The 14901-nt window shown below is 66.2% G+C and carries 11 protein-coding genes; 7 read left to right on the top strand and 4 right to left on the bottom strand.

What is annotated here, in order from left to right; all coding sequences use genetic code 11:
• Positions 1–237: 237 nt before the first annotated feature.
• The 4 genes from BJ988_RS08885 to mobF form a co-directional block, all read right to left on the bottom strand.
• Positions 238–1998 carry a UvrD-helicase domain-containing protein gene (locus tag BJ988_RS08885; RefSeq protein ID WP_141780764.1) on the bottom strand — a complete coding sequence of 587 codons (1761 nt, stop codon included), beginning with the start codon at positions 1996–1998 and terminating at the stop codon, positions 238–240.
• Complete coding sequence (locus BJ988_RS08880; protein ID WP_179657662.1) at positions 1995–4007, bottom strand: ATP-dependent nuclease; 2013 nt, start codon at positions 4005–4007, stop codon at positions 1995–1997. The genes BJ988_RS08885 and BJ988_RS08880 overlap by 4 nt, the downstream gene beginning before the upstream one ends.
• Positions 4008–4287: 280 nt before the next feature.
• The gene (locus tag BJ988_RS08875) at positions 4288–4626 is read right to left on the bottom strand and encodes a hypothetical protein (RefSeq protein WP_141780766.1); all 339 of its coding nucleotides are present in this window, start codon (positions 4624–4626) and stop codon (positions 4288–4290) included.
• Between the two features lie 94 nt (positions 4627–4720).
• On the bottom strand, positions 4721–8260 hold the full coding sequence (mobF, locus tag BJ988_RS08870) for a MobF family relaxase (RefSeq protein ID WP_343051538.1): 3540 nt from the start codon (positions 8258–8260) through the stop codon (positions 4721–4723).
• Between the two features lie 318 nt (positions 8261–8578).
• On the opposite strand from mobF, the gene BJ988_RS08865 reads away from it, so the two are divergent.
• The 7 genes from BJ988_RS08865 to BJ988_RS08835 all read left to right on the top strand — a co-directional run bounded on the left by BJ988_RS08865 (position 8579) and on the right by BJ988_RS08835 (position 14891).
• Positions 8579–9193 (top strand): hypothetical protein, encoded by a 615-nt coding sequence (locus BJ988_RS08865; RefSeq protein WP_141780767.1) that lies wholly within the window; start codon positions 8579–8581, stop codon positions 9191–9193.
• Positions 9178–10161 carry a hypothetical protein gene (locus tag BJ988_RS08860; protein ID WP_141780768.1) on the top strand — a complete coding sequence of 328 codons (984 nt, stop codon included), beginning with the start codon at positions 9178–9180 and terminating at the stop codon, positions 10159–10161. The genes BJ988_RS08865 and BJ988_RS08860 overlap by 16 nt, the downstream gene beginning before the upstream one ends.
• 27 nt (positions 10162–10188) lie before the next feature.
• Positions 10189–10848, top strand: a complete 660-nt coding sequence (locus BJ988_RS08855; protein WP_141780769.1) for an SAF domain-containing protein — start codon at positions 10189–10191, stop codon at positions 10846–10848.
• A 221-nt stretch (positions 10849–11069) separates the two neighbouring features.
• Positions 11070–11615: a hypothetical protein gene (locus BJ988_RS08850; RefSeq protein ID WP_246088101.1), complete on the top strand. Its 546-nt coding sequence runs from the start codon at positions 11070–11072 to the stop codon at positions 11613–11615.
• The gene (locus BJ988_RS08845) at positions 11612–13129 is read left to right on the top strand and encodes a TadA family conjugal transfer-associated ATPase (RefSeq protein ID WP_141780771.1); all 1518 of its coding nucleotides are present in this window, start codon (positions 11612–11614) and stop codon (positions 13127–13129) included. Before BJ988_RS08850 ends, BJ988_RS08845 begins: the two co-directional genes overlap by 4 nt.
• Positions 13126–13998 (top strand): type II secretion system F family protein, encoded by an 873-nt coding sequence (locus BJ988_RS08840; protein WP_141780772.1) that lies wholly within the window; start codon positions 13126–13128, stop codon positions 13996–13998. Before BJ988_RS08845 ends, BJ988_RS08840 begins: the two co-directional genes overlap by 4 nt.
• Positions 13995–14891, top strand: coding sequence for a type II secretion system F family protein (locus tag BJ988_RS08835; protein WP_141780773.1), 897 nt, complete (start codon positions 13995–13997; stop codon positions 14889–14891). The genes BJ988_RS08840 and BJ988_RS08835 overlap by 4 nt, the downstream gene beginning before the upstream one ends.
• The last annotated feature ends 10 nt before the right edge of the window (positions 14892–14901 follow it).

Raw genomic sequence — 14901 nt, 5'->3', positions numbered from 1 at the left:
CGTTGGAAGCCGAGTCGATGGATCAACGTTCCTTAGCAAGTCGCGGGGCTTGACCGTTCTGGCGTGGACATGACCCCACATTGGCGCCGACAGGGCCGCCGTGAGCGAGGGTTCGGCCACTCAGCCCAGATCCCCTAAGGCCGCCGCCGCGAGCGCCACCGGGTGGGTATCCCGGCAAGGCGCCACAGGGGACGTCCGTCTGGTCGCGCGCAGCAGGCGGAGAGCGGTGCTCTGGGCTCAGGTCGCGTCTGTGAGCAAGTAGGGAATATCGTCGCGCTCAAGGAGCTGTTTGAGTAGCTTCAGCCTCGCCTTGGGCACCACCAAGATCAAGAGCTTTCGCGCCCTGCTGATTCCGACGTAGATAACGCGGCGCGCCTCGCTGTTCTCATCCGACATCCAATCGTCGAGAACGTACGGTTCGCCTGCATTCGCTCGGGGCGGAAGGACGTAGATGACGGCTTCGAACTCGGAGCCCTTGACGGCATGCACGTGGGATGCACGAAGTCCCGGCGTCGTCCCGTAATGTATCTCGGATCGAAACGCGGCCCACGGCTCCCATATTTTGGCTGTGGGTTTCGCGAGGACCTTGTTGAGGTTGCTGACCACGTCCAGACTGGTCGCCTCCGCGAACCGGCGAACCAGATCTTGGACCGTAGTGCAGAACGCTTTCGCGTCGACTGCATCTCGCGCTACCCCGATAACCATCTTCGCCAGGATCCGGAGGCGGTCAACGGTGATGCCGAGCAATTCGACGCGCTCGCTCTTATCCGTTGGCTGTCCGTCGGCCCCCCAATCCAGCTGGTCCAGCATGTGCTGCTCGATACGCCCTATCGCTTGCAGGCGGTGCTTGGTGTCCGTAGCCCGAAGGAACTGCGCTGCTGCAGCCAGGATGCTGCCTAGTACTGTCGCCGTGGCCGGGAGTTCCGTTGTCCCGGGACCAAGGCTCTGGGCATCTGCGCGGCGATGGGCGATGACCCGGCAGGCGACGGGATCGACGCCAGAGTCATTCAGGACACCCCGTGCCGCAATCTCTGCGGCCTGACCGCGTCCGACGACTACATGTATGGCCGGGAACGACATGTCACGAGGATCACTCGATTCGATGGCTTTCGGCGTGCTTCGCAAGCTCGTCACCGCAGCGCAGATCGCCGGCCTCGACCGATAACAGGTCGTGAGCGTGACCACCTCGTGGTCTTCCAAACCTGCGAGGTATTGATCGTAGAGGTTCGACGGGCCGACCTGACGGAACTCGTAGATTGCCTGATCGGGGTCTGCGACGGTCACCACATGGGTTCCGGCCTGCTGGAGGTGTCGCAGGATGCTGTGCTCTACGATGTCGCAGTCTTGGAACTCATCGACAATGACTTCGTTGAATCGCGTCACGAGGCGGTTTCGTAGGATTGACCCGGGTGTATCTAGCAACTTCAACGCAACTCGCCGGGATTCCTCGGCGCTGTATACGTGCCTCGCCAGCAGACTCTTGATAAGGCTCCGTCCTCTCTCGGTAATGTCCCGCTGCGTCCACGGTGAGACTTGGTCCCAGGCACGACGCTCGTCGTAGCCGAGCCGCCTCACGTCGAGGGCGATCGACCCGTCCCCGGATCGCGTCCAGCGGGAGAGTCGGATACCCAGACCTCCGTTCGTGGGACGAACCCTTGAGAGCTCGGTCGGGAGGTCGTCCCAAGACGCGAGGTACTGAGGAGTGACCCCAGTGGCGCGCCGTACGCTGGGCGTAACGACATATCGGTTGAAGAAGGCATCGAAGGTACCCACGAAATTGGGCGTGCGCAGCAGATGTGGACTGCCTTTCGACCGCTCCCGCGCCACGTCGACAGCTGCGTTGGTGAAGGAGAGCAGCGCAACGCCTGGTCGAGCCTCGGCTTGCTGCTGGAATCGGGCGACCACAGCGCGGGTCTTCCCGGAGCCGGGGCCGGCCTCGACATGTCGAACGGTCTGCTCAAGGACCGCCGCCTGCTCAGCGCTCAGCGCAGCGTTCACTCGTCCTCACTCGTCTGCTCTGCCAGCGGCGCGATCGCCTCGAGGGCAGCCTGCAGGTATGTGGGAACAACAAAGCTGCCGTTGTCGTCTGCTTCGATCGCCTCTGCGACGAGATGCGCAAAGTCCCCCTTCGAGATGTCGAGCGTTGGCATCTCTACCGGCGTGGCCACCGTGTTGACGACGGTGTCAGTGGACTCGCCCTCGTCCCCCGTAGCGACCTGAGGCGCAGGCTTCTTCGGCTTGGTGATCGCGCAGGCGAAGATCGCGGCTCGTTCGTCAGGTGTAGAGCCGGCCGCTGCGCTGACTTGGTCCCACTTCGCGGCCGACTTCGAGTGCAACTTGAGGAAGGCATTGCGCAAGACAGACTCGTTTGCTTGTTCACCGAACAGCTCAGCCTCCAGCGTGGTGCCGCCGACGCATACTATCAGTCGCCCGTCGGTTACCTGGGTCTTAAAAGCGTCCTCGTACGCAGACCGTCGACGGTCGCCTTGGCCGTTGTCGCCGTCGGTTATCACCACCACACGGTCCACTCGCTGACGTGAACCATTGAGTAAGAGCTTCAGGTACGGACCAAAGTCAACCCCCTCCACCGACACGAACGTCAGCCCGCGAAGATGCCGTCGAGCGGCTGCTTCGTCGCTAGAAGGCAGCGCCGCCTGCTTTAGCCGGAGTGCCGCTAGCACCGGAAGCAGAAGCATCTCGGCAGTTCCTTCGACGAGGACAACGTGCCGGGCGAACAGCAGGGATGCCCGGGTGACGCTGAGGTAGCGATCGATCTTGCGTACCTCTGGCGCCGTGAGGCCGAGACCGGCCAAGGAGATGGCCTGGGTCTGCCATGTCGACTCGCACTTCTCCCGCGCGACGACCACGACATTCTTGATCGAAACCTCGCTAGCGAGGTTGGGCGAGTGGGTGGTGACGACAACCTGGACCCTGCCAGTGGGATGCAGGCCATCGGAGTCGACTCCGCTCTTTTCCGCCTGGTCACGCAGGAAGCCGAGCAACACCACTTGGAGCTGCGGGTGGAGATGAGCCTCCGGCTCCTCGACGAGCAGGATCGTCAAGTCGTTCTCGCGGGCGCGGACCAACTCGAGCACGATCATGGCGACGTACAGCAAGTTCGCGTAGCCCAGGCCAGCGGAGGCGATGTCCCCGATGGAGGTGCCCGATTCGAAAAGCTGGATGCGGAGCATCCTGACGATCTGCCTGAGCCGAAGGTCCCGCCCGCTGAGCGAAAGGTCGTGTTCTCGATCGGGCGGCGTGGTCTGCCCGAAGTAGTCCTGGATGACGTCACGGGTGGTGGTCGCAACCTCGTGCTTGGCGATCGTGCCTACGGCTTCCTGGGCGGTTGCGACGAACCCGTCTTCGTCGATCCCGTTATCGGGATCACTGAGCAGGATGCGCACCACGTCGTGCAGCAGGTCCGAGGTACCGCTGTCGATGTCGCGCACCGCATCGCGAAGCGGCGGGAGGTAGACGTGGCTGATCCGGCTACGTGCTACTGGCTCAGGATCGTCGGCGCCGGCGTCACCGATGCTCCACGTCTGAACTTGGCGGCGCGGCACGGCCGGGTCGGTCGCGAACGTCGTGCGGTAGACGAGGTCGTCGTGGGTGTCGACAAGCTGCGCCATGTATACCGCCTCTTCGGACACGGTCAGGCCCGAATAGCGAGCCGCGATCTCCACCGGCTCACCGATGTCGACCCCCCGAGTCAGGTCTCGGTCGGCTCGAAACCATGCTGTCTGCTGGCGCCCGGTCGCTGGGGCGACCAACCGCATGGCGTCGATGATGGCGCTCTTCCCCGAGGCGTTCTCGCCGACCAGCACCGAAAGCAACGGGTCGAGGTCAAGTGTTGTGTCCCCGCAGGATCGGAAGTTTCGCAGCTTCAGACGGTTCAGGTGCACCGAGAATTCCCCCCACGTGGTTGACTTACCCGAAACGTAACGGCGTTCGTTCGTCCGCGAAGCTGCTTCGATCGCTTGCCGCTGGATCTCACCGATGTTGGGCAACTTCGCGGCGCCCAGTTCCGCCGGCGCAACCCTGGAAGCGCGCTGGACCAGGCAGTGGATTCGCTCTGCATCCCACCCCTCTAATCCCCTAGGTCCGGCGCCGGGTCAGCTAGCAGGATGCTCCAACTCCGCGGCCGATTTCAGACCGTGGCAAGGCCGCGGACGCCTAGCCAACTGCACGACCCCTTCGTGGCTGTTAATGCTCTGGAGGTTCCTTACGCTGGAGCCGGTGACTGCGTTCTCGGTTCGGCTGATTACAGAGATGAATCCAGGATTCCAGTCACTTGGAGCAGCGTGTCGCTCGGTGCGTGTCAAGCCGTCTCCAAACCAGCAGCGGCGGCGTGAGCGCAGCGAGGGCCGCAAACTTCAAGGCATCGATGAATGCAACGAGCGCGACCAGCAGAAACCAATCGGTTGCACCCCCGTCGACGAAGGTGGTCACCAATCGGGCGACGAACAGGTAGACAGGAACCGCTATCACGGCCACTGGAATCGCCAACTTGAGGCCGGGCTCAGAGCGTAGGTAGTCGATGGCGATGTTGGACGGGGCGTACGCCCTGACATAGCCGTGGACGGTGGCCACTGTTCGCCAGACGCATAGGAAGAGAATCGTGAGCACAGATCGACCTCCGGTTGGGGCAGGGGTTGCAGTCCACGATGCAACCGGTCGCTCGTTTGCGTCGTGGCCTGTGGAGAAACGTCCGCTGAGGCGACTATCTGAGGCCCGACTGCAAGGACGCCGCGGGCTTTGCTCGGTCTGCGGCCAGGGTCACGGCAAGGCTTTCCGCTCGCCGCTGGGCGATAAGGGCGAGGGTCCGATCAGCTCGTTCTGCTTCACTTCGCGCGCCCGGGCCGAGTGGGATGTCGCTGGTGATCTGGTAGCGGTCGCGGTAGGCGGCGATGGTTCCGACCGCGGCGATCCAGTCACGGCGGACCGCGGGCGATGTCGGTGGTTCGCCCAGCCGACGGGTCCAGGCAGGGCGCTCAAGCACCGCGGTCTCGGCGAGGGCCTTGGCTCGTGCTTCGACCAGGCCCCTGCGCTCGTCGAGGGCTTCGCGCATCGCGGTGGGCATCTCGCCGATTGCTTCGGGGATCATGCCCGCGATGAAGCGCTGGGCTGAGGCCACTCCCCTGCGGGTCGGCTTCGCGTTCGTGGCGAGGCGGAGTCGGTATTGAAGGACAGCAGCAACATCCTCTGCGTCGGTGAGGTCGCGTTGGGCTACGAGGCGTGGGAGGAGTCGGTCTACCGCGTGGCCATTGGCTTCGGCGCGGCGCAGCGACGCGGTCAGGGGCCCAAAGGCATCACCTGCGACGACGTCGTCGGCTTGAGAATCGGTCAGACCGGAGCGGCGGACGAGGTCGGCCCACCGGTCGCGTTGGGCGACGGCGGCGATGGTGTCGTACTCAGCTGCGAGTTGAGCGATGGAGCTCCAGGTCTCGTGTTCGGCCGTGATGGTCTGATGCGCGGAGAGCTCGGCGCTGGAGTGTTGGAGTACGCCGCAGAGCACGGTGTGGGCGTTCGTCTCGCCGTCGTCGGGGTGGCCGGCGTGGGTGTCATCGGGCTGGTCGAGGGCGACGTAGGCGGTGTTGGCGTCGCGGCCACGGGTCATGGAGACGTACAGGTTCTCTCTGGTTGTTCTCGAGGATGCGAGGACGTGGGCGGTGTCGACGGTGATACCTTGGGCGCGATGGGCGGTGATGGCGTATCCGAGGTCTACGTGTTCGGAGACGTAGTCGGCGGGAAGGATGACGGTCGCGGCGTGGTTGGCCCGGCGGGAGACGACGAGGGTTCCATCTTTGCCGACGTCGTCGATGCACCATCGGTCGCCGTTGCGGACCCAAGCGCCACGCAGGGAACGGAGGCGGCGGTCGTTCCGGCGGGTGATCACGATGTCACCGACTGAGGCGGGTTCCCCGCTGGCGAGGGTGACTTCGCGGGAGGCTTGGGTCTGGCCGGTGAGGATGCGTTCTGCTCTTGCGCGGGCGTTGAGGGCGTGGACGGTTTCGGTGGTTTCGGTGACGAGAACGCTCGCTCGGCCGTTGGCCTGGTCGTTCAGCCAGGCGGTGTAGGCGGCTTCGACCATCTCGTCGGTGGTGCCATCGCGGAGGCGGTCGTGTCGGGCATACGCCGTTATGGCCTCAAGGCGACCGGCCCGGAGGTCGAGGCTGGTTTCGCGTTCCCACTCGTTGCGGAAGCGGTGGACCTCGGCGAGTTCGGGGACGTCTGTTCTGGCGGCGGCGAGCAGGGTGAAGGCACCGCCGGCATCGACGGACTGGAGTTGTGCCCAGTCCCCCACGAGCAGGACCTTCGCGCCGGCGATGGCGGCGAGGCTGGTGATCTGGTCGAGGGTGGTGGTGTCGGCGAGGGTGGCTTCGTCGATGATGACGAGCTGGCCTCGGTGGAGGCGCACGTTGCCGGCGGTGTGTTCGTGGAGCCATTTCGCGGTGTTCTCGCAGCGGATGCCGAGGTCTCCGGCGAGTACGTCGGCTGCGGCTGCGGAGGGTGCGAGGCCGACGACGCTGCCTCGGCCGTGCTCGCGCCGCCAGGCGGTGAGGAGGGCGTGCATGGCGGTGGTCTTCCCGGCGCCGGCTGGACCGACAAGGAGGTCGACCAGTCTGCTGGAGTTGGCAATGGATTCGAGGGCGTCGGCTTGGTTGCGGGTGATGCGACGGCCCTGGTAATTGCAGCGTACGGCGCGGGCGACCGTTTCGGGGCCTAGCCTCGGGGCCGTGCGGGACTCGGCGCGTTCCAGGAGCCGGCCCTCGGCCGCCATCACCGCGGTTGATGAGTATTTGGTGGCGTGGCGCGGCCGGAACACCGACGTGCCGTCTTCCATCTGGAACTCAGGCGGGCTCGGGGTCAGTTCGGGCGGAGTGAGCGCGACCGAGTGGGCTTCGGCCGCTTCGACGATCTTGCTGACGACGTATTCACGTTCGGCGGCGTTGGGGAAGCGCCAATGCATGGTTTGGCGGGAGGCTTCTGCCCATAGGTTCCAGTGGCGCCAGGTCGACCGCTTCCGTTCGACCTCGGCCACGACGCTGCGGCCGATCTCTTCGATGAGCTCAGCCGGAATCTGCTCGGCCCTCACGATCGCCGGGAGGCAAGGCCGCGTCAAGCCGCGCGCCCAGGACATGGCGTCGCAACGAAGAAGCCGTCCGGCACGGAGGCGCCATTCGGTAGTCAGGTCGAGCAGTGACCGCAACTGCTTCTCGGGACGGGTAGCTAGGGTCGCTCGGGCGCGGAAGACGACGATGGTGGCGTTGCTGGGGCGGCGACCGTGGCGGGCGACGTACTCGTCGATCATCCGGTTCTTCTCCACCTCGATGGAGCGGGACCGGTTGGAGAACTCCTTGATCAGCGCCTCGTCGACGCCGGCAATCTCCCACTGCGGGTTGCGATCAGCGTCCCTCCCCCGCTGCTCCCACGCGAGCCCGAAGGTTCCGGTGATCCGGTCGGCGAGCACCGCGTTGTAGTGCGCGGAGACGGCGGTGACCGCGGCGTGCATCGGCCGGCTGTCGAGGCTGCGCCACCGACCGTCGAGCGCGGCTTGGACCTTGTTGGAAATGACCACGTGGGTGTGAAGTTGAGGGTCGCCGGCGCGCGAGTCCCAATGGTCGAAGGCGGCCGCGATGATGCCCTCAACGCCGACCTGCGAGACGGCACCGTCGGCATTGGCAACCCCGGCCCTTGTCGCGGCCACCTCGCGCTCCATGTAGTCGATGACGTCGGCGACCGCCGCATGGTGCGCCGCCAGGAGCAGTTCCTGGGTGTTCGCATCGGCCACGCCCCACATCACTGAGACCGACTTGGGGACGCTGAAAGTGAAGTCGTACGCCGCCACCGCCCGCCGTCCGGACTGGGCGGCCTCCTCGGCCTCGATCCGCGCCGTCTCCGTCGCTCGATCGTCGTCGCTGAGGTTGGAGTCGAGGTGGCGTACACGGTCAGCGATTCGCTCCTCGGTCGGCTTGTATTCGGGGTACGCCCGGCCGAGCGGCTCGCCGGTCACCGGGTCACGGCCAGCGCCGATCAAGAGCGCGAGCTGTGTCTCGGTCACCTGGGCGCCCTGCCTGATCCTGCCTCCGCCGACGCCCGGTAGCCCAGATCCCATCCACCGTCCCGGCGGGGTGCCCGCTTCGGCGTAGTAGCGGGTCAGCGGCGTGGACAGCGCTCGGTTGCCGTCGCCGGCGGCCACACTCTTCAGGAGATACTTGTAGCCGTCGCCCGCGTGCATCACCCGCATCGACACCACCACGGCGCCCCTCCTCTGGGTCCGGGGATGCGTGTCTGCACCCCGCTCACCACTGAGGTGCCCTCGATCTGCCAATCGTGTGCTGCCGTGAGGGGCGCAAGGGGAACCTGGGAAGGTCGGAGCACCTTGGAGCGAGGCGGGCTGGGCCAGAGAGAGCAGCAGATGAGCAAGCTCGGCGACTGTCCGTTAATGGTTGCAAACAAAGATTAGCGTTGCAATTTGGGTAAAGGTCAGTGAAGACTGAGGACCAGTCTGCGTCGCCGCTGGGCACCAGCGGGGCGCATTCTGCGTCCTCCAGCCGGAGGAAGCAGGTACCCCATCATGAGGATCACGGCAAGAACGTTCAGCGCCACGACAGCAGTTCTACTGTTCGCCGTCGCTACTTCTTGCGCCCAGTCACCGGACGGGACGGGTCCGACGAGCAAGCCGGATTCGTCGTCGAAGGAGCCGATTTCGACGGCGCCGGAGTCTCAGGAGGATCGCGCCTCGGCCGATGCGGAAGACGCTGTGCGGGCATTCTTCAAGACGGTCGATGAGCTTCAGCAGGATCCTGACAAGGATCTTGAAGGACTTGCGAACGTTGCGATCGGCGTCCAGCTCAATGCCCAGAAGCTGTCGATCGAGCAGCTCCGGAAGGCTGGCCAGCATCAGACCGGCAGTACCGACGTCGCTGAGATGAAGGTGCAGTCGGTGAGCTTGGACAACTCCGACCCGAAAGCCGGGAAGGTGCCGACGGTAACGGTGGATGCCTGCTGGGATGTCGCCGACGTTGATGTCGTCGACAAGAACGGGAAGTCGGTGGTGAGTCCGGATCGACCGGATGACGGCTGGACACGTTTCACCGTGGCCAACTACCACTGGTCCAAGAATCCGAGCGGCGGCTGGCGCATCGCCAACGGCCAAGACCTCGAGCAACCGTCATGCAAGGTTTCCTGACACGCGTCTTCATCATCGTCCTCCTCGCGGCGGGCGCAACTCTTCTCGGCACCGGCACGGCGTCGGCCGACACTCGATGTCAGCAGACCAACAAGTCGACCGGCGAGTGCATCCTCTGGGTTGAGACCGGATCGCCTGGTGGCGGCGCCGGCGGATCGGGTGGTGAGGGGAAGCCGGCTGGGTCGACCAGTGGACCGAAGGACTCCGGCTCGGGGAACAGTTGCTACTGGGACCCGGCCAAGCAAGGAGTTGGCGGGCCACCGGCTGGTCCGGTGCCGTGCACATCGTCCTATGGCACCTGGAGCAATGACCGCAACTGCTATGTGGAGGCGTATGACCCTCCTCCCCCACCGGGTGACCCTGCTTGGGAGGGACACGAACCCGATGATGGCGCGGTCTACAACTGCTACCAGCCGCAGACGTCGCTGCTGGTGACCTTCTGGTCCCAGACACCTCCAGAGGCTGCGGAGGCCGGACCATCGCCACGTGAGGTCGCGCTGATGGCGATCGAGAAGATGAACCTTCGAGCCATCGACATCGGGATCACCCCGGAGGCCGGCGAGGACCGCGTCGGGCTGGTCGGGATGCCGGTGTGGCTATGGGTGAACGACCCGGGTCCGTCCACGTTCGGTCCGGCGACGGCATCAGCGTCGGCCGGTGGGATCACGGTGTCTGCAACGGCGCGGGTGCATGAGATCACCTGGGACATGGGAGATGGCACGCAGGTCGTGTGCCGGAGCGCGGGGACGCCGTACGAGCCGAGGTTCGGGAAGCGGAAGTCGCCGGACTGTGGCCACGTTTATGAGAAGTCGAGCGCGCACCAGCGCGGCGAGAAGTACACCGTGACGGCGACCTCGGACTGGGTGATCACCTGGGCCGGCGCGGGACAGACCGGAACGATCCGGCTGGGCGGCCTGGCCCGTTCGGTCGACATCACGGTTGGGGAAGCGCAGGTGCTCGTGAGCTGAGGCCCGTGAGCAGGAGAGGGACCACCGATGACCAGCACCACAGTACGCAGCGACCGAGCCACGCCGTCCGAGGGCCCGAAGGCGTTGCCGCCGCCAAAGCTGCGCCGCCGGCCGTGGCTATCGGTCGCCGCCGCAGCCGCGATCGCGCTCGGCGCGTTCGGAGGCACGTGGGTCTGGGCGGCGACCACGGACACGGTCGAGGTGCTGGCGGCGCGTACAACGATTCCTCGCGGTGCGCTGATCACGCACGACGACCTCGAGCGGGTGCGGATCACCACCGACCCAGCTCTTGCTCCCCTTCCGGCGAATGCTCTGGATGACGTGGTGGGCAAGCGAGCGGCGTACGACATCTTGTCCGGGGGTCTGATCACTGCTGAGGCTGCGACGGATGACCCGGTGCCCGGTGAGGGGAAGTCGGTGGTCGGGGTGGCGCTGACTCCGGCGCAGGAGCCGGGGGTGGCGCTTCGCAGTGGGGATCTCGTCCGGGTCGTGGTCGCTCCGGCCGTCGGCGAGGAGGTGCCGAGCGGTACGCCGCAGTTCTCCGAGGCGGAAGTCGTCGAGTCCCACCGCGGCGAGGATGGGACGCTGGTGGTCAGCGTGATGGTGCCGCATGCCGAGGCGACGCTGCTGGCAGCACGTGCTGCCAGCGGCAACGTGGCGCTCGTGCTCGACTCCGGGGTCGAGTGATGGCGGTCATCGCGCTCGCGTCGGCAGGCGGATCACCTGGAGTCACGACCACGAGTCTAGGGCTCGCGTTGGCCTGGCCACGCCCGGTCTTACTCGTTGACGCGGATCCGACCGGAACCGCCGGGGTGTTGTCGGGATTCTTCCGCGGTACGTGGGCACCCGAGCTGTCCTTGATCGACCTGGCGCTGAGTCCCCTCGGTGTCGCTGACGCTCTACCAACGGTGGCGCAGAGACTGGAGGGCACCTCGGTCTCGATCGTCGCTGGCATCCGCGATCACGCACAGGCAACTGGCCTTCGAGATCTCTGGGCTCCGCTCGCCGAGGCGCTGGCTGCCTTGGAGTCGACGGGCCAGGATGTGATCGTGGACGGCGGCCGGCTCGGGCTTCCCGGTTACCCGGAACCGCTGCTCGATGCCGCGGACCTGACCTTGATGGTGACGCGCTCGCCGCTTCCGGCCCTGGCCGCGGCGCGTACGTGGTCGGCGACGGTACGCCGCCAAGACTCCGGATGGCGGAACCCTGGCGCGCTCCTGATCGGTGAGGGCCAGCCCTACAAGGCGGCCGATGTCGCCAGGGTGATCGGCATACCAGTGATCGGAGTTCTACCGGACGAGCCGGAGGCCGCGGCGGTCTACTACCGCGGTGCCCATGCTCCAGCGCAGTTCGAGAACGGGACGTACGTCCGCTCACTGATCGCACTGACAGAAGTCATCCAGGCGTGCGTCGCCCGCAGTCGCGCCCAGCTGATCGAGGAGGTGACTCGATGAACGACCACCGTCCGCGGACGAGCAACATCGAGCCGCCAGATCCGAACCGGTTGCCGCTGTTCGCGCCGCAACGGACCATGCCGACATCAACGGCACCGCGGAACGGTCACCGGGTGGGGTCCGGGCCGCTCGCTTCCTCCGAGACTGGTATCGGTTCTGTCGAGGTTGACTGGTCGCTGGTCGCTGCGCTCCGTGCTCAGGCTTCGGAGCAGCTGAGCCAGGCGGTGGCCGCTGACGGCGTACGTCTGGACAAAGAGTCGCAGGAGGAGCTGGCCAAGGCGATCGTGCTGGACCTGATCGAGGCCGCGATGGCGGACGACATGGACGTCGGCGCGCCGACCTGGACCGCGGCGAAGCAACGCGCGGTCTTCAAGGCGGTGCTTGACTCGCTCTTTCGACTCGGCAGGCTGCAACCGTTGGTAGAGCGTGAGGATGTCGAGAACATCCTGGTCACCGGATGTGACGAGGTCTTCCTCGAGCTCGTCGACGGGACCCTCCTCGCCGGACCACCAGTGGCGGATTCGGATGAGGAGCTGATCGAGTTCCTCGTGTTCCTCTCCTCTCGAGGCGAAGGGTCCTCGCGGCCGTTCTCGCCGGCGCGACCGACGTTGCATCTGACCTTGGGTGAGTACGCCCGCCTCGCCGCCGTGGCCTGGCGGATGCCTCGACCCTCCATGGTGATCCGCCTGCACCGCATGGTCGAAGTCACCCTCGATGACTTGGTGGACATGCAGATGCTCACCCCTGTCGCGGCCTCGTTCCTCCGCGCCGCCGTCAGAGCCCGGGAGTCGATCGTCGTCTCAGGGGTCCAGGGAGCTGGCAAGACAACCGTCGTCCGTGCGCTGTGCAACGAGATCCCGCCACGCGAGGTGCTCGGCACCTTCGAGACCGAGTACGAGCTGTACCTGCACAAGCTCAAGACCCAGCACCCGATCGTCTACCCGTGGGAGGCCCGACCGGGCTCGGGCGAGTACGGCCCCGACGGACGCCAGGCTGGTGAGTTCACCCTGGACGAGGCGCTGTATGACTCCTTCCGGTTCAACCTGTCGCGCCAGATCGTCGGCGAGGTCCGAGGCAAGGAGGTCTGGCCGATGATCAAAGCGATGGAGTCCGGCCCCGGCTCGATCTCGACCACTCACGCCTCCGATGGCGTCGCGGCCCTGCGCAAGCTGGTCACCTGCGCCATGGAGGCCGGGCCTCACGTCACTCACACGCTGGCCACCGCCAAGCTCGCCGCAACCCTGCGCCTGATCGTCCACCTGGAACTGCACACCACCCAGATTGCCGACGGCGAGTGGCAGCGCACCCGCCGAGTCGCAGAGATCGTCGCGGTCGAGCCCGGCGAGCACGAGCTCGGGTACGCCACGACCCCCGTCTTCACCACAGACCCCGCCACCGGGATGGCAACGCCTACGACCCTTCCGGACAGGTATCGTGCCCTCGCCGCGTACGGGTTCGACTATGCCGGGTACCTCGCGACGCAGACTCCCTACCGCCCGGACGGTGTCTCATGACGCCGCTCATTCCCGCGATCTCCGGAGCGCTCATCGTCGCCGGGGCCATAGGCCTCACCGCCGGCCTTCGCCGCGCGCCGGTCGTCGAGCGCGTCCCGACCCGGTCGAGGTCGTTGAACCGGATTCAGTCACTCCCCCGCCAGACTCGCCTATTGCTCGCTGGCGGGTTCATGGCCGGCGTGCTCGGCTGGCTGGTGACCGGCTGGCTGCTAGCTCTCATCATCGGCCCGGCGGCGGTCATCGGACTCCCTTACCTCTTGGCCACCTCGCCCGCCAAGGCACGCATCGCCCGCCTCGAAGCACTCGAGGAGTGGTCCAGGTCCCTCTCGGGCGTACTCACCGTCGGGGCCGGCCTGGAACAGGCCCTCATCGCCACGCTGCGCTCCACTCCAGCGCCTATCGCCGGCGAGGTCGGGCGCCTCGCAGCTCGCCTGCGTGCCCGGTGGCGCACTGAGGATGCGCTCCGGGCCTTCGCCGATGAGCTCGATGACGCCACCGGCGACCTGGTCGCGGCGAACCTCATCCTGGGTTCCCGGCGTCGTGGGGCTGGTCTCTCGGCCGTGCTCGACTCGCTGGCCGAGTCGGTCGCTGCCGACGTACGCGCTCGGCGTCAGGTCGAGGCCGACCGCGCCAAGCCGCGCGCGACCGCGCGGTGGGTGACGATCATCAGTGCCACCGTGCTGCTGGTCCTGGCGCTCTCCGGCGGCTACGTCGAGCCGTACTCCACCCCGCTCGGCCAAATCATCCTGACCATCCTGCTCGCTGCCTACGCCGCGCTGCTGGTGTGGATGCGCCGGATGGCTGAGGGCAGGCCGCCGCCCCGAATCCTCGGCAACCGCCGCGAGCTCGCGAAGGCTGAGCTGTCATGACCGGTCTGCAGATCATGATGGCCTCCGGCGCGCTGATCGGGCTCGGCATCGTGCTGCTCCTGGCCCGCGTACTGCCGGCGCATCCCGATCCGGTCGACGCGCTTGACCGGCTCACTGCCAAGGCGGCACCAACCAGGGCGGTTGCGACTCCGGCGAACCGGACAGAACGGCTCGGCACCTGGGCGATCCGCGCTCTCCCGCCGGCGATCTGGGTGCGTACGCCAACACGCGAGCTCGCGCTCCTACGGCTCTCGCTGGCTCGGTTCTACGGCGAGAAGATCATCTTCGCGGCACTCGGGCTGGTCATCGCGCCCGTGTTCGCAGTCTTCCTCTCACTCATCGGCCTCGGGCTCCCCGTCGCAATCCCTGCCATCGGTTCGGTTGCTCTTGCCGTGGTGATGTTCTTCATTCCGAACTACAACGCGCTCGACGATGCCCGTGCAGCGCGGCTCGAGTTCACCCGGGCATTGGGGGCCTATACCGAGCTGGTCGCGCTCGAGCGCAACAACGGATCTGGTGTACGCCAGGCCATGGAGGCCGCTGCCGAGATCGGCGACTCGTGGGTCTTCACCCGGCTGACCGAGGAGCTCACCCGCTCACGCTGGTCCGGCCTACCACCCTGGGAAGCGCTCCACGCGTTGTCGGAGGAACTCGGCCTTCCCGAGCTCGATGACTTCGCCGACATCATGCGTCTCTCCGGTGAAGAGGGCGCGTCGGTCTACTCGACCCTGCGCGCCCGCTCCGCGGCGATGCGCACCGCCATGCTCAACGACGAGATCACCGAGGCCAACGCCGTCGGTGAACGTATGTCCATCCCCGGCTCACTGCTCGGGGTGGTCTTCATGGGGCTGCTCCTGGCTCCATCACTGCTCCGGATGGTCATGCCCACCTGAGACGTACGAA

The sequence above is a fragment of the Nocardioides panzhihuensis genome, from assembly GCF_013408335.1.
GTDB classification, from domain to species: Bacteria; Actinomycetota; Actinomycetes; order Propionibacteriales; family Nocardioidaceae; genus Nocardioides; species Nocardioides panzhihuensis.
Note: the sequence above shows the minus strand (reverse complement) of the source record. Positions and strands in the feature narration are given on the sequence as shown.